At 68.1% G+C, this 24,417-nt stretch carries 27 protein-coding genes; 16 read left to right on the top strand and 11 right to left on the bottom strand.

What is annotated here, in order from left to right:
- Nucleotides 1-35 precede the first annotated feature (35 nt).
- Entirely contained in the window at nt 36-863 is an 828-nt protein-coding gene (gene phnX / locus PM1_RS13820; protein ID WP_009622432.1) for a phosphonoacetaldehyde hydrolase, read from the top strand.
- A 350-nt stretch (nt 864-1,213) separates the two neighbouring features.
- Here phnX and PM1_RS13825 read toward each other — a convergent pair whose 3' ends face one another.
- Nucleotides 1,214-1,816 (bottom strand): helix-turn-helix domain-containing protein, encoded by a 603-nt coding sequence (locus PM1_RS13825; protein ID WP_052059046.1) that lies wholly within the window; start codon nt 1,814-1,816, stop codon nt 1,214-1,216.
- Nucleotides 1,817-1,866: 50 nt separating this feature from the next.
- On the opposite strand from PM1_RS13825, the gene rhtA reads away from it, so the two are divergent.
- Nucleotides 1,867-2,754: a threonine/homoserine exporter RhtA gene (gene rhtA / locus PM1_RS13830; protein ID WP_009622429.1), complete on the top strand. Its 888-nt coding sequence runs from the start codon at nt 1,867-1,869 to the stop codon at nt 2,752-2,754.
- Here rhtA and PM1_RS13835 read toward each other — a convergent pair whose 3' ends face one another.
- The 3 genes from PM1_RS13835 to PM1_RS13845 form a co-directional block, all read right to left on the bottom strand.
- The gene (locus PM1_RS13835; RefSeq protein ID WP_009622427.1) at nt 2,755-3,654 is read right to left on the bottom strand and encodes a LysR family transcriptional regulator; all 900 of its coding nucleotides are present in this window, start codon (nt 3,652-3,654) and stop codon (nt 2,755-2,757) included.
- A 452-nt stretch (nt 3,655-4,106) separates the two neighbouring features.
- Nucleotides 4,107-4,910, bottom strand: coding sequence for a 2,5-didehydrogluconate reductase DkgB (gene dkgB, locus PM1_RS13840; protein WP_009622425.1), 804 nt, complete (start codon nt 4,908-4,910; stop codon nt 4,107-4,109).
- A 483-nt stretch (nt 4,911-5,393) separates the two neighbouring features.
- Nucleotides 5,394-6,860 (bottom strand): sodium:solute symporter family protein, encoded by a 1,467-nt coding sequence (locus tag PM1_RS13845; protein WP_009622423.1) that lies wholly within the window; start codon nt 6,858-6,860, stop codon nt 5,394-5,396.
- 459 nt (nt 6,861-7,319) lie between these two features.
- Here PM1_RS13845 and PM1_RS13850 point away from each other — a divergent pair, with 459 nt between their 5' ends.
- Complete coding sequence (locus PM1_RS13850) at nt 7,320-8,204, top strand: Dyp-type peroxidase (RefSeq protein ID WP_009622421.1); 885 nt, start codon at nt 7,320-7,322, stop codon at nt 8,202-8,204.
- 16 nt (nt 8,205-8,220) lie between these two features.
- Here PM1_RS13850 and PM1_RS13855 read toward each other — a convergent pair whose 3' ends face one another.
- The gene (locus tag PM1_RS13855; protein ID WP_009622419.1) at nt 8,221-8,385 is read right to left on the bottom strand and encodes a hypothetical protein; all 165 of its coding nucleotides are present in this window, start codon (nt 8,383-8,385) and stop codon (nt 8,221-8,223) included.
- A 191-nt stretch (nt 8,386-8,576) separates the two neighbouring features.
- On the opposite strand from PM1_RS13855, the gene PM1_RS13860 reads away from it, so the two are divergent.
- The 5 genes from PM1_RS13860 to PM1_RS13880 all read left to right on the top strand — a co-directional run bounded on the left by PM1_RS13860 (nt 8,577) and on the right by PM1_RS13880 (nt 11,919).
- Nucleotides 8,577-8,939 carry a VOC family protein gene (locus PM1_RS13860; RefSeq protein ID WP_009622417.1) on the top strand — a complete coding sequence of 121 codons (363 nt, stop codon included), beginning with the start codon at nt 8,577-8,579 and terminating at the stop codon, nt 8,937-8,939.
- A 186-nt stretch (nt 8,940-9,125) separates the two neighbouring features.
- Nucleotides 9,126-9,287 (top strand): hypothetical protein, encoded by a 162-nt coding sequence (locus PM1_RS13865; RefSeq protein WP_009622415.1) that lies wholly within the window; start codon nt 9,126-9,128, stop codon nt 9,285-9,287.
- Between the two features lie 11 nt (nt 9,288-9,298).
- Complete coding sequence (ilvA, locus tag PM1_RS13870; protein WP_024128737.1) at nt 9,299-10,813, top strand: threonine ammonia-lyase, biosynthetic; 1,515 nt, start codon at nt 9,299-9,301, stop codon at nt 10,811-10,813.
- 118 nt (nt 10,814-10,931) lie between these two features.
- Nucleotides 10,932-11,330 carry a cupin domain-containing protein gene (locus PM1_RS13875; protein ID WP_009622411.1) on the top strand — a complete coding sequence of 133 codons (399 nt, stop codon included), beginning with the start codon at nt 10,932-10,934 and terminating at the stop codon, nt 11,328-11,330.
- A gap of 64 nt (nt 11,331-11,394) precedes the next feature.
- Nucleotides 11,395-11,919, top strand: a complete 525-nt coding sequence (locus PM1_RS13880; RefSeq protein ID WP_009622410.1) for a thioredoxin family protein — start codon at nt 11,395-11,397, stop codon at nt 11,917-11,919.
- A gap of 179 nt (nt 11,920-12,098) precedes the next feature.
- Here the strand turns inward: PM1_RS13880 and PM1_RS13885 are convergent, their stop codons facing one another.
- Nucleotides 12,099-12,548 carry a GNAT family N-acetyltransferase gene (locus PM1_RS13885; protein ID WP_009622409.1) on the bottom strand — a complete coding sequence of 150 codons (450 nt, stop codon included), beginning with the start codon at nt 12,546-12,548 and terminating at the stop codon, nt 12,099-12,101.
- A gap of 96 nt (nt 12,549-12,644) precedes the next feature.
- Between PM1_RS13885 and PM1_RS13890 the strand changes: the two genes are divergently transcribed.
- From PM1_RS13890 to PM1_RS13905, 4 genes are all read left to right on the top strand, one after another.
- Nucleotides 12,645-13,205: a GNAT family N-acetyltransferase gene (locus PM1_RS13890; protein ID WP_052059047.1), complete on the top strand. Its 561-nt coding sequence runs from the start codon at nt 12,645-12,647 to the stop codon at nt 13,203-13,205.
- Between the two features lie 142 nt (nt 13,206-13,347).
- Nucleotides 13,348-13,776, top strand: coding sequence for a nuclear transport factor 2 family protein (locus PM1_RS13895; protein WP_024128739.1), 429 nt, complete (start codon nt 13,348-13,350; stop codon nt 13,774-13,776).
- 103 nt (nt 13,777-13,879) lie between these two features.
- On the top strand, nt 13,880-15,073 hold the full coding sequence (locus PM1_RS13900) for an MFS transporter (RefSeq protein ID WP_009622404.1): 1,194 nt from the start codon (nt 13,880-13,882) through the stop codon (nt 15,071-15,073).
- A gap of 106 nt (nt 15,074-15,179) precedes the next feature.
- On the top strand, nt 15,180-16,061 hold the full coding sequence (locus PM1_RS13905) for a helix-turn-helix domain-containing protein (protein WP_009622402.1): 882 nt from the start codon (nt 15,180-15,182) through the stop codon (nt 16,059-16,061).
- A 206-nt stretch (nt 16,062-16,267) separates the two neighbouring features.
- Here PM1_RS13905 and PM1_RS13910 read toward each other — a convergent pair whose 3' ends face one another.
- Genes PM1_RS13910 through PM1_RS13920 form a run of 3 tightly spaced genes read right to left on the bottom strand, consistent with a single transcriptional unit; the run spans nt 16,268 to nt 20,066 of the window.
- Nucleotides 16,268-17,563 (bottom strand): NAD(P)/FAD-dependent oxidoreductase, encoded by a 1,296-nt coding sequence (locus PM1_RS13910; protein WP_009622400.1) that lies wholly within the window; start codon nt 17,561-17,563, stop codon nt 16,268-16,270.
- 14 nt (nt 17,564-17,577) lie between these two features.
- On the bottom strand, nt 17,578-18,663 hold the full coding sequence (locus tag PM1_RS13915; RefSeq protein WP_009622399.1) for a polyamine ABC transporter substrate-binding protein: 1,086 nt from the start codon (nt 18,661-18,663) through the stop codon (nt 17,578-17,580).
- Nucleotides 18,664-18,707: 44 nt separating this feature from the next.
- Nucleotides 18,708-20,066: a glutamine synthetase family protein gene (locus tag PM1_RS13920; RefSeq protein WP_009622397.1), complete on the bottom strand. Its 1,359-nt coding sequence runs from the start codon at nt 20,064-20,066 to the stop codon at nt 18,708-18,710.
- A gap of 533 nt (nt 20,067-20,599) precedes the next feature.
- Here PM1_RS13920 and PM1_RS13925 point away from each other — a divergent pair.
- The 3 genes from PM1_RS13925 to PM1_RS13935 all read left to right on the top strand — a co-directional run bounded on the left by PM1_RS13925 (nt 20,600) and on the right by PM1_RS13935 (nt 21,822).
- A complete protein-coding gene (locus tag PM1_RS13925) occupies nt 20,600-20,869 on the top strand; it encodes a hypothetical protein (RefSeq protein WP_009622396.1) in 270 nt (89 codons plus the stop codon).
- Nucleotides 20,870-21,045: 176 nt separating this feature from the next.
- The gene (locus tag PM1_RS13930) at nt 21,046-21,609 is read left to right on the top strand and encodes a GNAT family N-acetyltransferase (protein WP_009622394.1); all 564 of its coding nucleotides are present in this window, start codon (nt 21,046-21,048) and stop codon (nt 21,607-21,609) included.
- A gap of 15 nt (nt 21,610-21,624) precedes the next feature.
- Nucleotides 21,625-21,822 carry a hypothetical protein gene (locus PM1_RS13935; RefSeq protein WP_009622391.1) on the top strand — a complete coding sequence of 66 codons (198 nt, stop codon included), beginning with the start codon at nt 21,625-21,627 and terminating at the stop codon, nt 21,820-21,822.
- A 79-nt stretch (nt 21,823-21,901) separates the two neighbouring features.
- Here PM1_RS13935 and PM1_RS13940 read toward each other — a convergent pair whose 3' ends face one another.
- The gene (locus PM1_RS13940; protein ID WP_009622389.1) at nt 21,902-22,798 is read right to left on the bottom strand and encodes a universal stress protein; all 897 of its coding nucleotides are present in this window, start codon (nt 22,796-22,798) and stop codon (nt 21,902-21,904) included.
- 106 nt (nt 22,799-22,904) lie between these two features.
- Nucleotides 22,905-23,606: a hypothetical protein gene (locus tag PM1_RS13945; RefSeq protein ID WP_009622387.1), complete on the bottom strand. Its 702-nt coding sequence runs from the start codon at nt 23,604-23,606 to the stop codon at nt 22,905-22,907.
- A gap of 205 nt (nt 23,607-23,811) precedes the next feature.
- Between PM1_RS13945 and PM1_RS13950 the strand changes: the two genes are divergently transcribed.
- Nucleotides 23,812-24,354: an Hsp20/alpha crystallin family protein gene (locus PM1_RS13950; protein ID WP_009622385.1), complete on the top strand. Its 543-nt coding sequence runs from the start codon at nt 23,812-23,814 to the stop codon at nt 24,352-24,354.
- The last annotated feature ends 63 nt before the right edge of the window (nt 24,355-24,417 follow it).

Genomic DNA, 24,417 nt, shown 5'->3' on the forward strand with positions numbered 1-24,417 from the left:
AGGCCCGGCCTGCGCCCGACAACAGGATGCAAACGATGAACTACGAACAACCCAAGCAACTGCAAGCCGTGGTACTGGACTGGGCCGGCACCGTGGTCGACTTCGGCTCCTTCGCGCCGACGCAGATCTTCGTCGAGGCCTTCGCCGAGTTCGGCGTGCAGGTCAGCCTGGAAGAAGCCCGCGGCCCCATGGGCATGGGCAAGTGGGACCACATCCGCACCCTCTGCGACATCCCGGCCATCGCCGAGCGCTACCAGGCCAAGTTCGGCCGCACCCCGACCGACGACGACGTTACCGCCATCTACGAGCGCTTCATGCCGCTGCAGATCGAGAAGATCGCCGAGCACTCGGCGCTGATCCCCGGCGCCCTCGACGCCATCGCCCAACTGCGCGAACAGGGCCTGAAGATCGGCTCCTGCTCCGGCTACCCGGCGGTGGTGATGGAAAAGGTGGTCAAGCTGGCCGCCAGCAACGGCTACGTCGCCGACCACGTGGTGGCCACCGACGAAGTGCCCAACGGCCGCCCGCACCCGGCCCAGGCCCTGGCCAACGTGATCGCCCTGGGCATCGACGACGTGGCCGCCTGCGTGAAGGTCGACGACACCTGGCCGGGCATCCTCGAAGGCCGCCGCGCCGGCATGTGGACCGTGGCGCTGACCTGCTCGGGCAACGCCCTGGGCCTGACCTACGAGCAGTACAAGGCGTTGCCGCAGGACAAGCTGGAACAGGAGCGCCGGCGCATCGGGCAGATGTTCGAGGGTTCGCGACCGCATTACCTGATCGACACCATTGCGGAGCTGCCGGCGGTGGTGGCCGACATCAACGCCCGCCTGGCGCGGGGGGAGATGCCGCAGAGTTTCTGAGGTTTTCCGGTACGAGAGAAAGGCCCGCTTCGGCGGGTCTTTTTCGTTGCTGGGTGGGGGGCTTTTCGTAGGAGCGAGCTTGCTCGCGAATGGTGCTCGCTGGGGATTGCAGGTGCTGGGGTTGAGAGCGCCCTCTCCCTAACCCTCTCCCTGAAGGGAGAGGGGACCGTTCGGAGTGCGCTGATGTTTCCGTGTTAGCCGGTTTGTACCGAGTTACCGGCTGAAACCATCACTTCTCTCGGCACGGACTAGCCCCCTCTCCCTTCAGGGAGAGGGCTGGGGAGAGGGTTGCGGGCTCAATCCAATGCACCATGACCGCCGGGAGGCACCATTGAAAGCAACCCCACCCCTCAATTCACCACATTCCGCACAAAACGCAGCAACCCATCCCCCAGGTTCCGATAGGAAAACCGCTGGTTGCTCTTGAACACATGGAACCCCCCGCAAGCCACCTCCCAACGCTGGTCCCCAATCTCCAGCGTCAGCTGACCCTCGATGACGTAAACCATGTCATACCACCCCTCGGCATCGGGCTCTGCGTCATAGCTGTCCCCCGGCGCCAGGGCCCAGTGCCACAGCTCGGCCTGGCCGCGGGCCGGGGTGCTGGCCAGCAGGGTGCCGCGGCTTTCCGCCTGGCGGCCGGCCCAGGCCACCACGTCGACGCGGGAGAGGTCGCCGGTCTGCGGGGCGCGCACCAGGTCGGCGAAGGTCACCGAGAGGGCCGCGGCGATGCGGTCCAGGGTGGCCAGGCTGACGTTGGTGTCGCCGCCTTCGATGCCGACCAGCATGCGCCGGCTGACGTCGCTGGCCTTGGCCAGGGCGTCCTGGCTCAGGCCCGCGGCGCGGCGCAGCGTCTTGACGTTGTCGGCGACGTGGACGAGCACGCTGGGGCGTTCGTTGGTATTGGGCAATATATTGCTCATTCGACCGATTTTGCGCATTATGTTGCGCATAAGCATACGCCAGGTCCCTGGCTGCATTTCAACCTTTTCGGTCTGCCTCCATGCCGCGTTCCCGTTTCGCCACGCTGTTCTTCCCGGTCGCCGTGCTGCTGGTCTCCATGGCCTCGATCCAGGGCGGGGCGGCCCTGGCCAAGAGCCTGTTCCCGGTGCTCGGCGCCCAGGGCGTGACGGCCATGCGCCTGCTGTTCGCGGCAATCATCCTGCTCGCCGTGCTGCGTCCCTGGCGCAAGCCCGTCGCGCGCAGCTCCTGGGGGCCGCTGCTGGCCTACGGCATCACCCTGGGCGGCATGAACCTGATGTTCTACATGGCCCTGCGCACGATCCCGCTGGGCGTCGGCGTGGCCCTGGAGTTCACCGGGCCGCTGGCGGTGGCGCTGTACTTCTCGCGCAAGCCCATCGACTTCCTCTGGATCGCCATCGCCGTATGCGGCCTCTGGCTGCTGCTGCCCATCGGCGAGCTGGGCCATGGCGTCGACCCGCTGGGCGCCGCGCTGGCCCTGGGCGCGGGCGCCTGCTGGGCGATGTACATCCTGTTCGGCCAGCGCGCCGGCAACGACCATGGCACCCAGACCGCCGCCATGGGCGTGACCATCGCGGCGATATGCATCTTCCCCGTGGGCCTGGTGCATTCCGGCGCCGCGCTGTTCGACCTGCAGCTGATCCCGGCGCTGCTGGGCGTGGCGGTGCTCTCCAGCGCCTTGCCCTACACCCTGGAGATGATCGCCCTGACACGCCTGCCGGCGCGCACCTTCGGCACCCTGATGAGCATCGAGCCGGCTTTCGCCGCGCTGTCCGGCCTGGTGTTCCTCGGCGAGCAGCTGACCGTGCTGCAGTGGCTGGCCATCGCCGCGATCATGCTCGCCTCGGTGGGCACCACCCTGACCAGCCAGCCGAAGCAGCCCGCCGCGAGCGCGGTGGCGGCCGACTGATCAGCCGCCGAGGGTGGTCGCCAGCCGTTCCTGGATGAAGTCCAGGAAGCACTGGATGCGCAGGGCCAGCTGCGAGTTGCGGTAGTACACCGCGTTGATCGGCTGGCGCTGCTCGCGCACCAGTTCCGGCAGCACCTTGACCAGGCGCCCGGCGGCGATGTCGTGGCAGGTCATGAAACCCGCCAGGCAGACGATGCCCTGGCCGGCCAGGGCCAGCTGGCGCAGCGTCTCGCCGCTGGAGGCGGAAAGGTCGGGGGTGATCACCAGGCTTTCCCCGCCGGCATGGGGCAGTGGCCAGACGTTCAGGCTTTCCGGCTGGGTGAAGCCGAGCAGACTGTGCCGGGCCAGGTCCTCCACGCTCTGCGGCGCGCCGTGCTTTTCCAGATAGACCGGGCTGGCCAGCAGGTTCAGCCGGCTGCTGCCCAGGGGCCGGGCATGCAGCGTCGAATCGCTGAGGGTGCCGATGCGGATGGCGACGTCGGTGCTCTGTTCCAGCAGGTCGATGTTCAGGTCGTTGGTGTTCAGCTGCAGCTCGATGTCCGGGTACTGCGCGCGGAAGGCGTCGATGTGCGGCACCACGGCGTGCAGCATGAAGGGCGAGGCGGCGTTGATCCGCAGGCGCCCGGCCGGCCGTTGTTGGCGCAGCGCCAGGCGTTCTTCCAGCTCGTCCATCTGCGCCAGGATGTGCCGCGCGCTATCGAGGAAGAACTGGCCTTCCTCGGTGAGCTTCATGCGCCGCGTGGTGCGGTTGAGCAGGGTGGTGCCGAGTTTGTCCTCCAGGCGCGCCAGGGTGCGGCTGACGGCCGAGGCGGTGAGGCCCAGCTGCTCGGCGGCGGCGGTGATGGAGCCGCTGTCGATGACGGTGGTGAAGGTGCGGAGTTCGTCGGATTGGACTTTCATCGGGGGCCCTGGAGGCAGTTTTTCGTAGGAGCGAGCTTGCTCGCGAATGGGCTTGTCCGTGCTGAGAGAGGATTTGATTTCAACCGGCAACTCTGGAGCTGCCGGCTGACTCTGGAAAACCCAACCGCTCCGAACGGTCCCCTCTCCCTTCAGGGAGAGGGTTAGGGAGAGGGCGCTCTCAAATCCAGCAACTGCATTCCCGGTGAGCTCTGTTCGCGAGCAAGCTCGCTCCTACAAGTAAAGCCGCCCCTCAAAACGTCCCCGGATAAGCCCCGCCATCCAGCAACAGATTCTGCCCGGGCATGGGCACTGCAGACAAAGGCACGCAGCGCACCTCGATGCCTGGCGCGTGCTGGCGCAGTTCCGCGGCGGTGGCTTCCAGCGCCTCGGCGCCGCGAAAGTGGCGGCCACGACATTTACCCGCGCCGTGGCTGCAGCGCAAGCCGCCGGCTTCAGTCCCAGGCCGGGGCCAGGCTGGCCGGGCTGGTGATGCGCTCGTTGCGCTCCAGGGCGGCGATGGCGGCCATGTCCGCCTCGCTCAGGCGCAACTCGCGGGCGGCCAGGTTGCTCGCCAGGTTGGCGCGCTGGGTGGAGGAGGGGATCACCGCGTAGCCCAGCTGCATGGCCCAGGCCAGCACCACCTGCGCCGGGGTGGCGCCGTGGCGCTGGGCGATCCCGCCGATCCCCGCGTCGCCCAGCACCTTGCCGTAGCCCAGCGTCATGTAGGAGGTGATGCGGATGCCGTGGCGCTCGGCGAACCCGGCGACCTTGCGGTTCTGCAGGTAGGGGTGCAGCTCCACCTGGTTGGTGGCGATCTCGCCGGCGCCGACCACGTCGATGGCCTGCTGCATCAGCGCCAGGGTGAAGTTGGACACGCCGATCTCGCGGGCCAGGCCACGCGCCTTGGCCTCGGCCAGGGCCGTCATGTATTCGGCGACCGGCACCGCGCCGCCCGGCGAGGGCCAGTGGATCAGGCAGAGGTCGACGTAGTCGGTCTTCAGCTTGTGCAGGCTTTCCTCCAGGCTGGGGATCAGCCGGTCGCGGGAGAGGTTCTCGGTCCACACCTTGGTGGTCAGGTACAGCTCGCCGCGCGGCACGCCGCTGGCCGCCACGGCCTGGCCGACCTCGGCCTCGTTGCCGTAGATCTGCGCGGTGTCGATGGCGCGGTAGCCCAGCTCCAGGGCGGTGGATACCGAGTCGATGACCACCTGGTCCTTGAGGCGGAAGGTGCCGAGGCCGAGGGCGGGAATGCTCATGGGAAGCTCCTGTGGGGGTAGCGGTTGCACTGGAGCTTAGTATCCGGGGATGCACTGCTGAGAAAAACGCGGGCGGCGGCAAAGGATATTTGTCGTGGAATCACGAATGCTTGGAGCGGGCAATTGCTCCACTCACATGGCGGAAGGCGCACCGTCGTAGGATGGCGTTGAGCGAAGCGATACCCATCACCACGGCAGCATGGGTATCGCAAGCTCAACCCATCCTACGAAGAGCATCTCGGCGCAAGACAGTTGCTCCTGCGAAGAGCGCGCAAAAGAAAAGCCCCGCCAAGCAGGCTGTGTGAAAACCCGAGCGGCTCTTCGAAGAGTGCGTTCCTACGTGAAATCTGAAAAGGCTTGGCTATTCAGCCAACCCAGAATCCGCGTAGAAACGCGAAATCCAGGTTGTTTTTTAACCAGCTGGACCGATCCGGAGGTTTTCACACAGCCTGCAAGGCGGGGCTTTTCCATTCAGCGCGAGGCTCAGTTGCCAGCGGCAGCTGCTGCGGCCTGCTCGGTCAGCGTCTCGGTGTGGTCGCCGTGGTTCTTGCTGAGCTGCGGGGCCAGGGAGCCGATGATCATGCCGAAGGCGCTGCAGATCAGGCCCACCAGCTGCGGCGGCCAGAAGTCGCCTTCCTGGTGGCCCATCTCCAGCGAGATCCAGCCGATCAGCCCGCAGGCGATGGCGGTCAGGGCGCCCTGGGTGGTGGCGCGCTTCCAGAACAGGCCGAAGAACAGCGGCACCACGGCGGCGACCAGGGTCACCTTGTACGCGTTGCCGACCATCTCGTAGATGCTGGCGTTGGAGTAGAAGGCGAACAGGCAGGTGGCGATGGTCATGGCCAGCACGCTGGCGCGCATCAGCTTCAGCGCCTGGTGGTCGTTCAGGTGCGGCAGCATGGGCTTGAGGATGTTCTCGGTGAGGGTCACCGACGGGGCCAGCAGGGCGCCGGAGGCCGAGGACATGATCGCCGAGAGCAGGGCGCCGAAGAACATGATCTGGGCGAACATCGGGGTGCGCTCCATGATCAGGTGCGGGAGGATCTGCTGGGCGTCCTCGTTCAGCCAGTGCTTGACCATCTGCGGGTCGATCATCGACGCGGCGTAGGTCAGGAAGATCGGCAGCATGCAGAACACCAGGTAGCAGGCGGCGCCGGTCATGGTGGCGCGCGAGGCGATCTTCTCGGTCTTGGCCGACATCACCCGGGCGTACACGTCCTGCTGCGGGATGGAGCCGAACATCATGGTCACCGCCGCGCCGAGGAACGCGACTATGTCCTTGGCCGAGGTGCCCTGCAGGAAGTGGAACTTGCCTTCGGCCGCGGCGTGGCTGATCACCACCTGCGGGCCGCCGGCCATGTCGCCGATCAGCCAGACCAGGTAGCACAGGCCGCAGACGATGATGATCATCTGCAGGAAGTCGGTCAGGGCCACCGACCACATGCCGCCGAACAGGGTGTGCAGCAGCACGATCACGGTGCCGATGAGCATGCCCTGGGTGGTGGTGATGGCGCCGTCGGAGAGCACGCTGAAGCACACGCCGAGCGCGGTCAGCTGGGCGGCCACCCAACCCATGTAGGAGACGATGATCACCAGGCTGGTAAAGATTTCCACGTGCTGGCCGAAGCGCTTGCGGAAGAAGTCACCGATGGTCATCAGGTTCAGGCGGTACAGCGGGCGGGCGAAGACCAGGCCCACCAGCATCAGGCAGCCGAAGGAACCGAAGGGGTCTTCGATGATCCCGGCGAAGCCTTCCTGGAGGAAGGTGGCGGGAATGCCCAGAACGGCCTCGGAGCCGAACCAGGTGGCGAACACCATGGTCACGACCAGGGGGAAGGACATGCTGCGGCCGGCCGCTGCGTAGTCCGAGGAGTTGTGCACGCGGGTCGCGGCGTAGAAGCCGACGATGACCGTAATCAGCAGGTAGATCCCGACAAACCAGATCAGCATTTGTTCGTTCTTTCCATTGGCTGGCCAGGTGCGCTTGGCGGGTAGGGGAGGCGCAGACTGGCGGTTTTTGTTTTTGGACTTGGCGGCCCCGGCGGGTGCCGGGCCCGGTCGGCAGGAGGGACTGCCGGCCGGAACGCAACGGGCGAGCAGTCTGCCAAAGACGTAAAATATGTCAAACAATTACAGAGCGATTGAATGAAAAAAATGACAGGCGAGCAGGCTTGATTCGTTCAACTGTTTGATTTAGTGCGGTTGAGCTGCGCCGGTAGTCAGAAATATTTGACAGTAGGTGTTCGATAAGAACAACGAATGTGCGGCTCTGGGCTGACCTGCAAAGCGTTTCGTGACCGCTGCGTCCGGCCTGCCCGGCATGGGCAGAAGCGCCGCAGCGGGCGCCGCGCATTGACGCGGAGCCGCCGCCAGCCAGTAGAATCGCGCCTTTTCGCCCAAGGACGCCCCATGAGCCTCTACCAGCCCGGCATTCTCGCCACCCCGGTTCCCGCCCAGGCCCGCCACCTGTTCTTCGACCTGCAGGCCGCGGAACACCTGCCGGCCGCCCTCGACCGCCTGCTGCAGCTGGCCGACGGCGAGCGCGCGGTGGTCGGCTTCGGCGAATCGCTGGTGCGCGTGCTGGGCTGCCAGGTCGAGGGGCTGCGCGAGTTCCCGGCGCTGTCCGGCGCCGGCGTCGACAACCCGTCCACCCAGCACGCCCTGTGGGTGTGGCTGCGCGGCGAGGACCGCGGCGACCTGCTGCTGCGCACCCATGCGCTGGCGCGCGAACTGGCGCCGGCGTTGACGCTGGTGGAGCAGGTCGAGGCCTTCCGCCACGGCGCCGGCCTGGACCTGACCGGCTACGAGGACGGCACCGAGAACCCGCAGGATGAAGACGCGGTGGATGCGGCGGTCGTCGCCGGCGCCGGCGCCGGCCTGGACGGCGGCAGCTTCGCCGCCATCCAGCAGTGGCGCCACCAGTTGCAGGCCTTCGCCGCGCTGCCCCAGGCCGAGCAGGACGACATCATCGGCCGGCGCAAGAGCGACAACGAGGAACTGGACGAGGCGCCCGAGTCCGCCCACGTCAAGCGCACCGCCCAGGAGAGCTTCGAGCCCGAGGCCTTCGTGGTGCGCCGCTCGATGCCCTGGACCGCGGGCGCCGAGGCCGGGCTGATGTTCCTGGCCTTCGGCCGCAGCCTGGACGCCTTCGAGGCGCAGCTGCGGCGCATGAGCGGTCTGGAAGACGGCATCGTCGACGCCCTGTACCGTTTCAGCCGCCCGCTGACCGGCGGCTACTACTGGTGCCCGCCGCGCCGCGACGGCCTGCTCGACCTGGGTGCGCTGCTCGGCTGAGGCGGGGCGGGCGCTCTCAGCGGCTGAGGTGGATGCGCATCTGCGTATAGCCGTTGACGAAGCGCCCGGTGCTGCCGAAGGCCGCATAGCGGAAGGCCCGGTGCACGGCGGTGAGGCCGCTGCAATGCAGGTTGCGCAGCTTGCGGTAGGCGGCTTGGTAGTGGTGAAGGAAGTTCTGCACGAAGGACGTCTCCCTGTTCGCGGTTGGGCGATCCCTGCATCGAGCGGTATCGACAATATGGCCAGGCCTGGGATTTCTGCCGGCTTGCCTGCATGGCGATGGGGCGCGCTGCCGGCGATTTCCTGGCCTATCCTGGAAAGACCCTTGAAGATCGCCACTGTTCCCCGGCGAATTGAGAAATGGAGTAGGCCATGGCTGTCAGACGCCTGGTTGCCAACCTGGCCGTGGACGATCCGGCGGCGCTGGCGGCCTTCTACCGGCAGGTATTCGAACTGGACCTGCTGATGGACCACGGTTGGATTCTCACCCTGGGCAGCGAGGGCCGCGCCCGCGCGCAGTTCTCCCTGGCCAGCGAGGGCGGCGGGGGCGCCCCGGTGCCGGCGCTGTCGGTGGAGGTGGACGACCTGGAGGCCGTGCTGCAGCGGGCCCGCGAGGCCGGCGCGGCAATCCTCTTCGAGCCGCGGGACGAGCCCTGGGGCGTTCGCCGCTTCTTCCTGCGCGACCCGGCCGGGCACATCGTCAACGTCCTGGTCCACCTCGACGCCGACGCTTGACGGCCGCCCCCGGCTTCGCCTAAGTTGGCCGGCATGACCCGCACAACCCTGAACTTCGGCCGAATCATTATTACCGCCATTACGCAATTGGCGGGTTAGCCGACGTCCACCGAACCCGCCCTGGAGGCGGGTTTTTTCTGACTGTCTCCCGGGCACCGTGAAAAAGCCCAGCAGGAGACAGGCCCAATGAGCCCCCACCGCGTCACCCAGGCCATCGAACAGGCGGATCGGCTGATCAACGCCCGGCAGTTCGAGCCCCTCATGGATTCCCAGACCGATGACGCCTGCGGCGCCGACCTGCTCGACAGCCTGCCGGCCGGCGGCCGAACCCGGGAGGCGCGCGCATGAGCCAGGACGCGCTGCTCAAGGAATACGTGCGCAAGATCCTCGCCGCGCCGGTCTACGACGTGGCCATCGAAACCCCGCTGCAAGCGGCCCGGCAGCTCTCCGAGCGCCTGGGCTGCCAGGTGCTGCTCAAGCGCGAGGACCTGCAGCCGGTGTTCTCCTTCAAGATCCGCGGCGCCTACAACAAGCTGGCGCAACTGAGCACCGCGGAGCGTTCGCGCGGGGTGATCGCCGCCTCCGCCGGCAACCATGCCCAGGGCCTGGCGCTGGCGGCGAAGGAACTGGGCGTGAGCGCGACCATCGTCATGCCGCGCACCACGCCGGAGCTGAAGGTGCAGGGCGTGCTCTCCCGCGGCGGCAAGGTGCTGCTGCACGGCGACGCCTTCCCCGAGGCCCTGGCCCACGCCCTGCAGCTGGCCGAGGCCCACGGCTACACCTTCGTGCCGCCCTACGACGACCCGGACGTGATCGCAGGGCAAGGCACCGTGGCCATGGAAATCCTCCGCCAGCACCCCGGGCGCCTGGACGCCATCTTCGTGCCGGTGGGCGGCGGCAGCCTGGTTGCCGGCATCGCCGCCTACGTGAAATACCTGCGCCCGGAAGTGAAGGTCATCGGCGTCGAGCCGGACGACTCCAACTGCCTGCAGGCCGCGCTGGCCGCCGGCGAGCGCGTGGTGCTGCCACAGGTGGGCTTGTTCGCCGACGGCGTGGCGGTGGCGCAGATAGGCGCGCACAACTTCGAGGTGTGCCGCCATTACGTGGACGAGGTGATCACCGTCAGCAGCGACGAAATCTGCGCGGCGATCAAGGACATCTACGACGACACCCGCTCCATCACCGAGCCCGCCGGCGCCCTGGCTGTGGCCGGGATCAAGAAGTACGTCGAGCGCGACGACGCGGCGGGGCAGACCCTGGTGGCCATCGATTCGGGCGCCAACATCAACTTCGACCGCCTGCGCCACGTCGCCGAGCGCGCCGAACTGGGCGAGAAGCGCGAGGCCATCCTGGCGGTGACCATCCCCGAGCGCCCGGGCAGCTTCAAGGCCTTCTGCGAGGCGGTGGGCAAGCGCCAGATCACCGAGTTCAACTACCGCTACGACCGCAGCGAGGAAGCGCAGATCTTCGTCGGCATCCAGACCCACCCGCAGAACGACCCGCGCCCGGTGCTGGTGGAACAACTGCGCGAGCGGGGCTTCCCGGTGCTGGACCTGACCGACAACGAGGCCGCCAAGCTGCACATCCGCCACATGGTCGGCGGCCGCGCGCCGCAGGTGGAGCAGGAGCGGCTGTTCCGCTTCGAATTCCCCGAGCGGCCGGGGGCGCTGTTCAACTTCCTCGAACGTCTCGGCGGGCGCTGGAACATCAGCCTGTTCCACTACCGCAACCACGGCGCCGCCGACGGCCGTGTGCTGGCCGGCCTGCAGGTGCCCGAGCACGAGCGCGACGAGCTGGGCGCGGTGCTCGACGCCATCGGCTACCGCTACTGGGACGAGAGCGAGAACCCGGCGTACCGGCTGTTCATCGGCTAGGGCAGGGCAGTGGACTGGCGAACTTCGCCGCGATTGGCCCTTGGGCCGGCCCCGGGGCCGGGGTAGCTTGGGCAGACGCCCTTCAACCCGCTGGGCCCCTGGCCCGAGGAGCCGTCCGATGTCCCTTCGCAATCTGCTGTTCGCCGGCCTGGTGCTGGCGCTGCCCGCACTGGCCCACGGGGCCGAGCACGAGAAGATCGCCACCCTGCAGGAACACGCGCTGCCCGACGCCCCCGGCAAGAAGGGCCTGCTGATCGAGGTCAGCTACAAGCCCGGCGAGGCGTCGGCACCCCACGTGCATGCCGGCGCTGTGTTCGCCTACGTGCTGGAAGGCGCGGTGGTGTCGCAACTGCAGGGCCAGCCGCCGGTGACCTACAAGGCCGGCCAGTCCTGGTACGAGGCGGCCAACACGCCGCACCTGGTCTCGCGCAACGCCAGCGCGACGCAGCCGGCCAAGCTGCTGGTGTGGATGCTGCTGGACGAAAAGGCCCCGGTGCTGACGCCGCTGAAGCAGTGAGATTGCCGCCGCCGGCCATTTCTGCTGGGATGCCCCGATCGACCGACAAACGAGGGAGCCCGCAATGGCCAGCTACCAGGAACTCTTCGCCATCGGCGAAGGCTTCGACGCCTTCGTCGCCCGCGGCCTGCCGGCGGAAATCGCCGCGGTGCGCGCGGTGCAGCAAAGGCTCGAAGAGCCGGGCCTGATCAGCGCCGCCACCCGCGAACGCCTGGCCGCGGTGCAAGGCCGCTACCACCTGCTGGTGGCCGGCGAGATGTGGTGCCCGGACTGCCAGCTCAACATCACCGCCCTGGACTGGCTGTGCCGCCAGCAGCCGCGCATCGACCTGGCGGTGATCTCCAAGGGGCGTGCCGAGGATGAACTGCAGCAGCGCCTGGGGTTGGAGCGCGTGGCCATTCCGCTGGTGGTAGTGCTGGATGCCGGGTTCGAGGTGGTCGGGCGCTTCATCGAACGGCCGCAGGTGGTGGTGGCGGGGTGGAATGGGGTGAAGCCGGCGTATCGGGCGGGGGATTATCTGGAGAGTACGGTGCTCGATCTGGTGGCGGTGTTTGAGGGGGTGGAGGGGAGGGTGTTTGCTGGTGGGTGAGGTGTTTGGGGGGACGCCGCTCCCTCTCCCCAGCCCTCTCCCTGAAGGGAGAGGGGGCTAGTCCGTGCCGAGAGAGGGCCTGGTTTCAGCCGGAAACCTTCGGCGTTGCCGGCTAACTCCAGAACACCCAGCCCTGCCCAACGGTCCCCTCTCCCTTCAGGGAGAGGGCGCTCCCCAGGTCACACACCACAACCATCCGGCCCCACCAACCGCTTCTTCAGATAAAACCGCTGATGCCCCGGCGGGCAATCCTCCAGCACGCCCATCAGCTCGAACCCCTGCTTCCGATAGAACCCCGGCGCCTGGAAGCTGTAGGTATAAAGGAACACCCCCACACACCCTCGACGCCGCGCTTCCTCCTCGGCCAGCGCCAGCAACTGCGCCCCCAACCCCGCACCGCGCTGCCTCGCATCCAGCCACAGATAGTCCACGTACAACCAGCCCATCCCCGAATGGCCGAACAACCCGCCCACCACCTGCCCCTCGGCATCACGGGCATACAGCTCGAAACCCTCGTAGCCATACGCCGTACCCATTCGCTCGACGTTATAGGCGCGCAGGCCTTCCTCCACGACGGCCCGGGCCTGGGGATCGGCGCCGGGGGTGAACTGGTAGCGGGCTTGCGACATGGCGCCTCCTGGGCGTGGGAAAGCGCCTAGTCTAGAGGGTAAGCGGGGCCCGTGTCCGGTGCCCCGCGCTGGCACCGGCGCGCGCTTTGGTGAAGAATGCGCGCCCGCGCCAGACACCGAGCACCCCATGACCGCCACCCGCGAGCACCGCCCATGAGCACCACCACCGTCGAGCTGCTGCGGACCGGCCCCGAGCACAGCGAGCTGATCCGCAACCTCTACCAGTTCTATGCCTACGAGTCCTCGGACTGGGAGCAGGAAGACGTCGAGGCCGACGGCCGCTTCTACATCCACGAGGAACACCTGGCGCGCTACTGGCAGGCGCTGCAGTGGAGCGCCGAGCTGGTGCTGGTGGACGGCTTCATCGCCGGCTTCGTGCTCATCGAGCGCAGCGAACTGCCGGGCATCGACGCCCTGGAGCTGGCCGACCTGTTCATCCTGAAGAAGTACCGCCGCCAGGGCATCGGCCGCGCCGTGGCGACCCAGGTGCTGACGCGCGGGGAGGGCGCCTGGCTGGTGCGCTTCTACCGCCAGGACGAGGCGGCGCGGGCCTTCTGGCAGGCGGTGCTGGACGTGCTGCCGCGGCCGGCGCTGTCCGTCGAGCCGGGCGACGACGAGCAACTGCTGAGCTACCTGGTGACGCCGGCCATCCATTGAGCCGCTGTGCGCGCGGGTCATAGGTCTGTCATTTGCGATCATTGAGCCGCGCCGGGGCCGGTCTTATGGTTCCTCTGACCACAGCGTCCGGCGCTGCCGGATGGCCCTGCATTACAAGAACGACGAGACAGAGGAACCGATGATGAGCGAATTGCAACTGCAACCCCGGGCTGCCGCCTCCCTCCAGCACTGGCACCGCATGATCGCGCAGCGCGACTTCGGCGCGCTGCCCGAGCTGCTGGCCGAGGACGTGGTGTTCCGCTCGCCCATGGCGCACACGCCCTACCCGGGCGCGAAGGTGGCGGCGACCATCCTCAACACCGTGCTGCAGGTCTTCGCCGACTTCACCTACCACCGCGAGCTGGCCAGCGCCGACGGCCTGAGCGTGGTGCTGGAGTTCAGCGCCAAGGTCAACGGCCGCGAGCTCAAGGGCATCGACATGATCCGCTTCGACGAACAGGGTCGCATCGTCGAGTTCGAAGTCATGGTGCGCCCCATGAGCGGCCTGCAGGCCTTGGGCGAGGAAATGGGCCGGCGCGTGGGCGCCTACCTGGCGACGGCCAAGGCCTGACCGGAAACCCCATCGGCCCGGAATACGCGCCGGGCCGAACCCCGGGTGCGGCGGCGCCCTGTGCTAGGCTGAGGCGGTTGTCCTTCCAGCCGAGTGAACACGGATGCTCGCTGCACTCAAGCGTTACCCGCGGTCGGTGAACCTGCTGTTCTGCGCCACCTTCGTCCTGACCCTGGGGCGAGCCATCAGCCTGCCGTTCCTGGTCGTCTACCTGTCCTCGGCCTTCGCCCTGCCGATCGCCCGCATCGGCGCCATCGTCGGCGGCGCGCTGATCGCCGGCTCCGTGCTGAGCCTGTACGGCGGCTACCTGACCGACCGCCTGTCCAGCCGCGGACTGATCCTGGGCTACACCGCGTGCTTCATCGCCGGCTTCGTCGGCATGTGCCTCACCGCCAACCTCTGGCTGTTCTTCGGCTTCCTGGTGGCCTTCAACTTCGCCTATTCGGCGGTGGACGTGGTGGTGAAGGCGAGCTTCGGCCGCCTGCTGCCGGCGCAGGAGCAGGGCCGCGCCTTCTCCATCCGCTACACCTTCATCAACATCGGCTACGCCGTCGGCCCCTTCCTCGGCGCCGGGCTGGCGCACTGGGCGCCGAAGCTGCCGTTCGTGGTTTCCGCGCTGCTCGGCGCCGGCTTCCTGCTGCTGTACCTGGGCTACGGCGAGCGCAGCCAGCGTCCGGCGCCGACGGGGCAGGCGCCGGTGTCCTTCCTGGCCCTGGGCCGCGTGCTGCTGGATGACCGGCGCCTGGTCTGCTTCACCTTGGGTGGGGTGCTCAGCGCGGTGGTGTTCGGCCAGTTCACCGCCTACCTCTCGCAATACCTGGTCACCACCCGCAGCGCCGAGGTGGCCTACCAGGTCATCAGCACCGTGGTGGCGGTCAACGCCCTGGTGGTGATCGCCCTGCAGTACCCGCTGGGCCGGCGCATCGACGAGAACCGCCTGGAGACCTGGCTGCTGGCCGGGCTGGCGCTGTTCCTGGCCGGGGTGATCGGCTTCGCGCTGTCCACTAGCGTGCTGCACTGGGTGTTGGCGATGACGGTGTTCACCCTGGGCGAGATCATCGTGTTCCCCGCCGAATACATGTTCATCGACCGCATCGCCCCGCCGCAGCTGCGCGGCATGTACTACGGTGCGCAGAACCTATCGAACCTCGGCGGCGCCCTGGGGCCGGTGCTCTGCGGCTGGGTGCTGGCGAGCCTGCCGGCGCACTGGATGTTCGTGATGCTGGGCGCCTTCGTCGTCGCCGGCGGGGTGTTCTACCGCCTGGGCGCGGCGCTGCCGGCCGCACGGCAGGCCTGAGTGCCGGAACCGCCGCCTTCCGGGCCCGCCGGCACGGGTTGCCGCTTGCACCACCTTCGCCGCCATTGATAGCCTTCGCGGCCTAAGAAGAACACAGGCCCCGGGTATGGTGATCAGGGTTGTCGAAGCGCAGGAAGTCGATCAGCAGCGGATAGCCATTCCGGGTTGGGAGCAGCAGTACACGCAGATGTCCGCCGGGCGTTTCGCCGGGCGCATCCTGCATGCCGAGGTCGAGGGCATCGAGCTCTACGAGGAGCAGATGAACCTGCGCGTGGAGCAGGAGTTCCACGCGCCGCCCGGCGCGCTGGTGTTCAGCTTCGACATGTCGGAGAACACCCTCTACCTGCTCGATGGCGAGACGCGCAACGCCTGGGTCACGCCGGAGAACTACCGCGAGGTGGCGGTGGTGATCAAGCAGGCGGGGCAGTGGGGCCAGGCGCTGGACGACTTCGCCGACCTGGTGCTGACGCCCCTGCGCTCCGACGGCTGCCGCTCGCTGGCGGCTTCGCTGAGCGACCTGCTCGCCGGCGCAGGCGCCGGGCGCCATCCGGTGGAGGCCCCCGGCGTGGCGCAGGCCATAGTCGCCAATTGCTTCTCCCTGCTCTGCGAGGCGCCGGCCGGCGACGAGCAGCGTTCGCGCTCCATCGTCCAGGCCAAGCGCGTGGTGCAGCGGGTCAAGGACGTGGTGAACGATTGCCCCGAAGAGAACTTCGCCATGGCCGAGCTGGCGGCGAAGGCGGGCGTTTCGCCGCGCACCCTGCAGCAATCCTTCCTGCGTTACGCCGGCATGCCGCCCATCGTCTGGCTGCGCAATCGCCGCCTGAACGCCGCCCGCCGCGACCTGCTGGGCGCCGCCGAGTCGGGCATGACCGTCGCCGAGGTGGCGATGAAGTGGTCGTTCTGGCACCTGGGGCGCTTCTCCCAGTCCTACCATGCGCTGTTCGGTGAGTACCCCAAGGCTACTGTCAGGCAGGGTGCCCGACCTTAGCGCCGTTACCTTCGGCCAGCGGCGGATAACCGCGAACGGTTATGCGCCCTACGGGGCAGGGAGCAGCTGTCTTGCCCACCGCACCGGGGCGCTTTTCGTAGGATGGGTTGAGCCTGCGAAACCCATGCGGCCACGGTGATGGGTATCGCTTCGCTCAACCCATCCTACGGGTGTTGTGTTTGCCGAAGAGCATTTCGGCGCGGGCCTCAGCCCAGCTTCTCGCGTATCCGGTACCAGGCCATGCCCAGGGCCAGCAGTGGCGAGCGCAGCAGCTTGCCGCCGGGGAAGGTCAGGTGCGGCACCGCGCTGAACAGGTCCAGGCCCTGGCTGTGGCCACTGTGGATGGCCTCCGCCAGCAGCTTCGCCGACCAGTGCGTGACGTTCAGCCCGTGGCCGGAGTAGCCCTGGGCGAAGAACACGTTCGGGTACGCCTTGAGCCGCCCCACCTGGGGGAAGCGGTTGGCGGTGATGCCGATCATGCCACCCCACTGGTAGTCCAGCCTTACGTCCGCCAGTTGCGGGAACACCTTGAGCACCTTCGGCCGCATGTAGGCGCCGATGTCCTTCGGGTCGCGCCCGGAATAGTGGCAGGCGCCGCCGAACAGCAGGCGTCGGTCGGCCGTCAGGCGGTAGTAGTCCAGGCCCACCTTCTGGTCGCACAGCGCCATGTTCTGCGGGATCAGCTGCGCCGCCAGCGCCTCGGGCAGCGGCTCGCTGGCCACCACGTAGCTGCCGGCGGGCAGCACCTTGCCGGTCAGGCGCGGTTCCAGTTCCTCCAGGTGCGCGTTGCAGCCGAGCACCAGGTTGTCGGCCAGCACCCGGCCCCGCGCGCAGTGCACTACCACTTGGCGGCCATGCTCGATGCGCAGGGCGGGGGTGCGCTCGAACACCTTGGCGCCCAGGGCGGCCGCCGCGCGGGCCTCGGCGCGCACCAGGTCGAGCGGGTGCAGGTGCCCGGAGCCCATGTCCACCAGGCCGCCGGCGTACTGGTCGCTGGCCACCACCTCGCGGATGCGCTCCGGCGCCACCAGATGCGTCTCGTGCGGGTAGCCCTGGGCGCTCAGCTGGGCGTGCTCCTCCACCAGGCCGGCATACTGCGCCGGGGTGTTGGCCAGCTCGCAGAAGCCCCAGCGCAGGTCGCATTCAATGGCCAGGTCGCGGATGCGCTGCGCCACCAGTTCCACCGACTCGGTGCCGGCCCGCTCCAGGTAGCGCACGCCTTCCGCGCCGACGTACTTGGCGAAGCCGCTGACGTCGTGGCCGATGCCGCGGATCAGCTGGCCGCCGTTGCGCCCGCTGGCGCCCCAGCCGATGCAGCGGGCCTCCAGCAGCACCACGCTGAGGCCGCGCTGGGCCAGCTCCAGCGCGGTGTTGACGCCGGTGAGCCCGCCGCCGACGACACAGACGTCCGCGCGAACCTCGCCCTCCAGCGCAGGGTAGGGCTGTTTGTCCCGGGCGCTGGCGGCGTAGTAGGACGCGACCTGCTCGTCGGTGTGGCTCATGGCTCGCTCTCGCTTCATTGGTTGAACTTGATCTTGCTCCAGCTGCGGGTCATCAGGCGCATGATCTTGGGCGGCGGCGCCTTGGAGATGTACAGCTTGTCCAGCACCTGCTGGCTCGGGTAGACCTCGGGGTCGTTCTGCATCTGGGCGGGCAGCAGCGCCTTGGCGTCGGCGTTGGCGCTGGGGTAGCCGACGTACTCGCTGATGCCGGCGATCACCTGCGGATCGAGAACGTAGTTGATGAAGGCCAACGCCTGCTCGGGGTGCGTCGCGTCCGAGGGAATGGCCATCAGGTCGAACCACAGGTTCGCGCCTTCCTTGGGAATGGCGTAGGCGATCTCGATGCCGTTCTTCGCTTCCCGGGCCCGCGCGGCGGCCTGGAACACGTCGCCGGAGTAGCCGAAGGCCACGCAGATGTTGCCGTTGGCCAGGTCCGAGATGTACTTCGAGGAGTGGAAGTAGGTGACGTAGGGGCGCACCGCCGCCAGCTTGGCCTCGGCCTTCGGGTAGTCCGCCGGGTTGGTGCTGTTGGGGTCCAGGCCCAGGTAGTTGAGCACCGAGGGGATCATCTCGTCGGGCGAGTCCATGAAGGCCACGCCGCAGGCGCTGAGCTTCTTGATGTTCTCCGGCTCGAACAGCACCGCCCAGGAATCGATGCGGTCGACGCCCAGCACCTGCTTGACCTTCGCCACGTTGTAGCCGATGCCGTTGGTGCCCCACAGGTAGGGCACCGAGTGCTTGTTGCCCGGGTCGTTCTGCTCCAGCAGCTTGAGCAGCCGCGGGTCCAGGTGCTTCCAGTTCGGCAGCTTGCTGCGGTCCAGCTCCAGGAACACCCCGGCCTGCACCTGGCGGGTGAGGAAGTGGTTGGAGGGCACCACCACGTCGTAGCCGGAGCGGCCGGCCAGCAGCTTGCCTTCCAGGGTTTCGTTGGAATCGAAGACGTCGTAGACCGGCTTGATGCCGGTGGCCTTCTGGAAGCCGCCAAGGGTGTCCGGGGCGATGTAGTCGGTCCAGTTGTACACGCTGACGGTCGGTTCGGCGTGGGCGCCCGCGGCCAGCGTGGCCAGGGCGAAGGGCGCAAGGTAGCGCAGCAGTCTCATGACGACTCCTGAATTGTTGTTGTGGTTGAGGCGAAAAGGGCGGATCAGACGCTCAGCAGCAGGAACTCGCGCTCCCAGGAACTGATCACCCGCTTGTAGTTCTCGTGCTCGGTGCGCTTCACCGCGACGTAGCCCTGCACGAACTTGCGGCCCAGGTATTCGCCGAGCACCTCGCAGTCTTCCATCTGCGCCAGGGCGTCCTCGATGGTGATCGGCAGGCGCAGGTTGCGGCGCTCGTAGGCGCGACCCTGTACCGGGGCGCTGGGGTTCAGCCGCTCGATCATGCCCAGGTAGCCGCACAGCAGGCTGGCGGCCAGCGCCAGGTAGGGGTTGGCGTCGGCGCCGGGCAGGCGGTTCTCCACGCGCATGGCCGCGGGCGGGGCGGCCGGTACGCGCAGGCCCACGGTGCGGTTCTCCTCGCCCCACTCGACGTTCACCGGCGCGGAAGTGTCCGGCAGGAAGCGGCGGAAGGAGTTCACGTTGGGCGCGAACATCGGCAGCACCTTGGGGATGTACTTCTGCAGGCCGCCGATGAAGTGCAGGAACAGCTCGCTCATGGAGCCGTCCTCGTTGGCGAAGACGTTTTTGCCGGTGGCGATGTCCAGCACGCTCTGGTGGATGTGCATGGCGCTGCCGGGCTCGTCGGTGATCGGCTTGGCCATGAAGGTGGCGCTCACGTCGTGCTTGAGCGCGGCCTCGCGCATGGTGCGCTTGAACACGGTGATCTGGTCGGCCAGGTGCAGCGCGTCGCCGTGGCGGAAGTTGATCTCCATCTGCGCCGGGCCGTCCTCGTGGATCAGCGTGTCCAGGTCCAGCCCCTGCAGTTCGCACCAGTCGTAGACGTCCTCGAACAGCGGGTCGAACTCGTTGGCGGCGTCGATGGAGAAGCTCTGCCGGCCGCTCTCGGCGCGGCCCGAGCGGCCCACCGGGGCTTCCAGGGGGAAGTCCGGGTCGCTGCTGCGCTTGGTCAGGTAGAACTCCATCTCTGGCGCCACCACCGGGCTCCAGCCCTTGTCGGCGTACAGCTTCAGCACGCGCTTGAGCACGTTGCGCGGCGACAGCTCGATGGGGTTGCCGTATTTGTCGAAGGTGTCGTGGATGACCATCGCGGTCGGCTCCAGCGCCCAGGGCACCACGAAGATGGCGTCCGGGTCGGGCTTGCAGAGCATGTCGATGTCGGCCTCGTCCAGCAGGTCGTAATAGACGTCGTCGTCGACGAAATCGCCGGTGACGGTCTGCAGCAGCACACTTTCCGGGAGCCGCATGCCCCCTTCGCCGAGGAACTTGTTGGTGGGGGAAATCTTGCCGCGGGCGATGCCGGTCAGGTCGCTGACCACGCATTCGACTTCGGTGATTTTCTGTTGCTTCAGCCGTTGCTCCAGTTGCTCGGCGGGGGTGCTCATACAAGCCTCGGATGGTTCATGGGTTCTGGGTGGGGGCGCCGGCAGCGTGGCGCTGCCTGGCCGCGGGGCTAGTTTCGTCCGCCGGGCGGGGGCGTTCTATCCACTTTCCGCACGCTTGAGGCCGCGGGGGGCGCAGGGCGGGGGACTTGTGGCGATTCTTCGGGCGGAATCAGGGGAAGTTTCCGTCGCGGCAACTGCCTTGAGCCCTTACAAGGCGCATCCGTAGATTCCGTCTGCCACGGTTCGCCCGTGGTGGGGCGTAGGAACCCCTGAACGACAACAGAGCACGGCGGCGCCATAGCCGCAGGGAAAGGCAGCTTCTTGTGTCTGACTCCCTGCGTTTCCATGGCGGGCCGTGCGAGGAGGCTTCGGCCTGCCGGTTTCTCTGTTGTCCGGTATTCCTACCCTGGCACGGTCCGCCTCTCCCTTCCAGGAGGCGGCTCCCATATCCCATAGAGGAGCAAGACGGAACATGCATCGCCTTGTCGTTCAGTCCAAGCAACACCCCCGCAGCACCCGCCAGGAGGTCCGTCATGGCTGACCTCATCCCCCTCATTCCCCTCAGCCCGGCCACCGAGCCCCACGACGACGTGCTGTACGTCAACCCCAACGCCCCCGCCGACCACCTCCACGAAGCCGCCGTCCGCCGCCTGAGCGCGCTGGAAGACCTGCTGCACATGCTGGAGGACAGCGCCGACGAAATGCCCCTGACCCACCTCCAGGCCCGCATGGCTGCCGCGCTTGCGCCGCTGGCGGCGGAAGCGCGGCAGCTGTACGAGCTGGCGCAGGTCAAGCGAGGGTAATGCCCCGGCCCCGGGCGCGCCGGGGCCATGACGGGGCGGCGCTGGCGGCGTACCGTTCGACCGCCGGCAGCGTCGTCCTCCCCGTGATTTGATCGTGGTCAAACTTCCGTTCGCCCCGCGGCGTACAAGTGACCCGGCGGTTCCTTCCCACGCCGGCGCCACGCCAGGAGGTTTCCATGCCCACCACCCAGCCTTCACAGCCCACCACCGAAGCCCCCGACGAGCATTGGGTCGAGGCCCTGCCCGACGGCAGCCATGTTCTGATCCGGCCGTTGCGCGCGGAAGACCGCCAGCGCGAGGCGGACTTCATCGCCCGGCTGTCGCCAGAGGCGCGGCATTTCCGCTTCCTGTGCAGCATGCGCGAGGTCAGCCCGGCGCTGCTCGACCAGTTGATGACGGTGGACTTCCACGACAGCGCCGCCTACATCGCCCTGGTGCACCAGGACGGCGAGCTGGTGGAAGTGGGCGTCAGCCGCTACGCCCGCGGCGCCGACGCCGGCCATTGCGAGTGCGCGGTGACGGTGGCCGATGACTGGCGGCACCGCGGCCTGGGGGTGGCCCTCATGCGCCACCTGATCGAAACCGCCCGGCGCAACGGCATGACGCAGATGTATTCGATCGATTCGGCAGCCAACGCGCCGATGCACGAGCTGGTGCGCTTCCTCGGCTTCAGCAGCCACCAGGACCCCGAAGACCCCACGCAGACCATCCATACCCTGCAGCTGCAACCGGCGACCTGAAGCGGGGAGGCTGCCATGCACATCCAACTGCTGTGCACCGGCGACGGGCGCTGCTACGTCCAGCTCGACCAGTTCCGCGTGCCTTTCCGCAACGCGGAGCAGGCCAACGCCTACCTTGAGCGCCTGCAGCAGCGCATCGCCGCGCCCCACGTGCTGGCCGAGGCGCAGCGCCGCGACGCCGACAAGCGCCAGGCCCAGCGCCGCGCCGGCTGAGCCTTCCACGGGCCGCGGTCACGGCCGGCGCGCCGTGGGCCTCCTGGCCGCCTACAAGGGGCGGCCGCTCACCGGCCGTTCAGGGGCGTATCGCCAGGATGCTGGAGTGCACCCGGTACAGCGCCTGCTCGGTGGTGCTGCCGACGATCTTCGCCAGCCCGGCGTGGTAGAGGGTGCCCATGACCACCACATCCATGCGGTAGTCGTCGACGAATTCGGCGATGACGCGGTTGGCCGCGCCCTTGATAAGGTGCAGGCACTTCTGCTCGATGCCGAAGCGCTCGCCCAGGCGCTGCATGCGCTCGGTGGCGCGGCCGCTCATCTGCTCCTGTATTTCGCTGGTCCAGGCCACCGGCCCCACGGCATAGGCGAGGAAGCTGCTGCTCAGGTCGTAGGCCTGCAGCAGGTGCAGCTCGGCGTCGCATTGCAGCGCGAGCTGCTGGGCCGATTCGACGATGCGTTCGTTCAGTTCGTCGACGCGGGTGTCGTCCTGGGACAGGTCCAGCGCCGCCACCACCTTGCGCGGCAGGGGATGCTCTGCGTGGCTGACCAGGTGCAGCGGCACCGCGCACTGGCGCAGCAGTTGCCAGTCCAGCGGCGTCATCAGTGCCCGGCTCACGGCCGTTTCGTAGTGGATGTCCTTGATCAGCAGGTCGAAGCCGCGTTCGCGCACCCGGTGCAGGACTTCCTGCAGCGGGTCGTCGCTCCACACCGCCTCGGCGCTGGCCTCGATGCCGCGCCCGCGCAGCAGCTCCACCTGGTCGTCGAGCCAGGCCTGGTGCCGCTCCTGGATGGTGTTGCGGGCGCGTTGCTGCAGGTCGTAGTCGAGGGTGTTCAGGGCTGGCGCCAGGCTGTCGATCATCAGCATGTGCAGGCTGGCACCGGCGGAGCCGGCCAGGGCCTGGGCGCGGGCCATGGCGGCGGAACAGTGCTGGTGGGTGTCGCAGATCAGGAGCAGGCGCGAGTAGGCGTTCATGGCGGTCTCCGCAGCGGCGCCCGCGCCACGGGCGGCGCGGGCTGGGTGGCTGTGAGCCTGGGCCGGGGCGCGTGCGGGCACTTTGATGCGCATCAAGAACGATGCATCAAGAACGATAGTGGAGAGGGGGCGGCAGGCGGTCGAAGCGGACCACCGGTCCTTCGCCCGGGGACGGCGACTGCAGGCGCTCGTTGCGCAGCCAGATGCTCGCCGCCGGCACCCCGCTGCGCAGGCACGCCTGGGCCGCGCTGCGGCCGAGAAAATCCGGGGTGGCGCAGAACACCACGTCGGGCAGCCGCTCCAGCAGCTGCCGGTGCAGGCGTTCCAGCAGGCAGGCGCCGTGGACCCTTTCGTCGAGCAGGCCCAGCGAGTGCAGCCAGCGCCGGCATTCCTCGGGCAGGCCCGCCAGGCTGGCGGCGTCGGCGATCAGGTCCAGGCGCAGCGCGGGCATCCAGCAGGCCAGTTCGTCGATCGCCGCCGCCACCGACAGCAGGCCGTTGCCGCTGGCCACCACCAGCAGCCGGCCGGCGCGCAGCGGCAGGGGCCAGCCGACGCCCAGGGGGCCGCGGTAGTCCAGCCAGCCGTCCGTGGCCGCGAACCGGCCGGGGTGGCTGGCGCTGACGATGAACGGCCCGTGGTGCTCCGGCAGGCTGATGTAGCTGCACGGCTGCAGGGCCCCGCCATGCGCGCCCAGCAGGCAATACTGGCCGGGTATGACGGCGCTGCCCGCGTCGTCCTCCAGCAGCAGGCGCAGGCATTGCCCCGTGCCCGGCAGGCAAAGCACTTCCAGTAGCCGTACCCGTTCCATTGCGCGCCCCCTTGGCGAGGTCGACCAGACGCGTCGCTTCGGTCCAGGCTAGGCGCCGCGGGCCGGGCCGCCTTGACCGTCATCAAGTTCTGCGCCGCGGGGGCCGATGCCGGCGTTTTGACCGGGATCAAGGACAGCCGCCATGGCCGTCGCAGAATCGATTCGCCCCATTTCCGAGGCGGTTCATTCAGCGGAGGAATTCCCCATGTCCGACCCCGCAAAGCAAGTCCCCGTCACGCCGTCCCCCAGCCAACCGGCCAAGGCGCCAACCCCCGGCGCCAGCCCCTTCGATACGCTGCGACGGCAGATCGACAGCCTGTTCGACGACTTCGGCCGCACGCCGCTGCGCCTGCCCTTCGGCCACAGCGCCTTCGACGTGGAGCCGTTCTGGCGGCGCGAGCCGTTCAGCCGCGGCCTGCCCGCGGTGGACGTCAGCGAGCAGGCCGAGGAGTACCGCATCAGCGCCGAGCTGCCCGGCATGGATGAGAAGGACATCGAGGTGAAGCTGGCCAACGGCAACCTGGTCATCAAGGGCGAGAAGAAGGAAGAGAAGGACGAGAAGCGCAAGGAGTACCACCTGTCGGAACGCCACTACGGCAGCTTCGAGCGGGTGTTCCGGCTGCCCAAGGAAGTGGACGTGGAGAAGGTCCACGCGCAGTTCTCCAAGGGCGTGCTGCAAGTGCACCTGCCCAAGCGCGCCGAGGCGGTGCACCCGGAGAAGGTCATCCCGGTGAAGAACGGCGATTGATGCACTCGGGCGCGCCTGCTGGCGGCAGGCGCGCCCCTTCGTCGAGTGGCGTAGCGCGGCCAA

It is taken from the genome of Pseudomonas sp. M1, assembly GCF_022760135.1.
Lineage (GTDB): Bacteria > Pseudomonadota > Gammaproteobacteria > Pseudomonadales > Pseudomonadaceae > Pseudomonas > Pseudomonas citronellolis.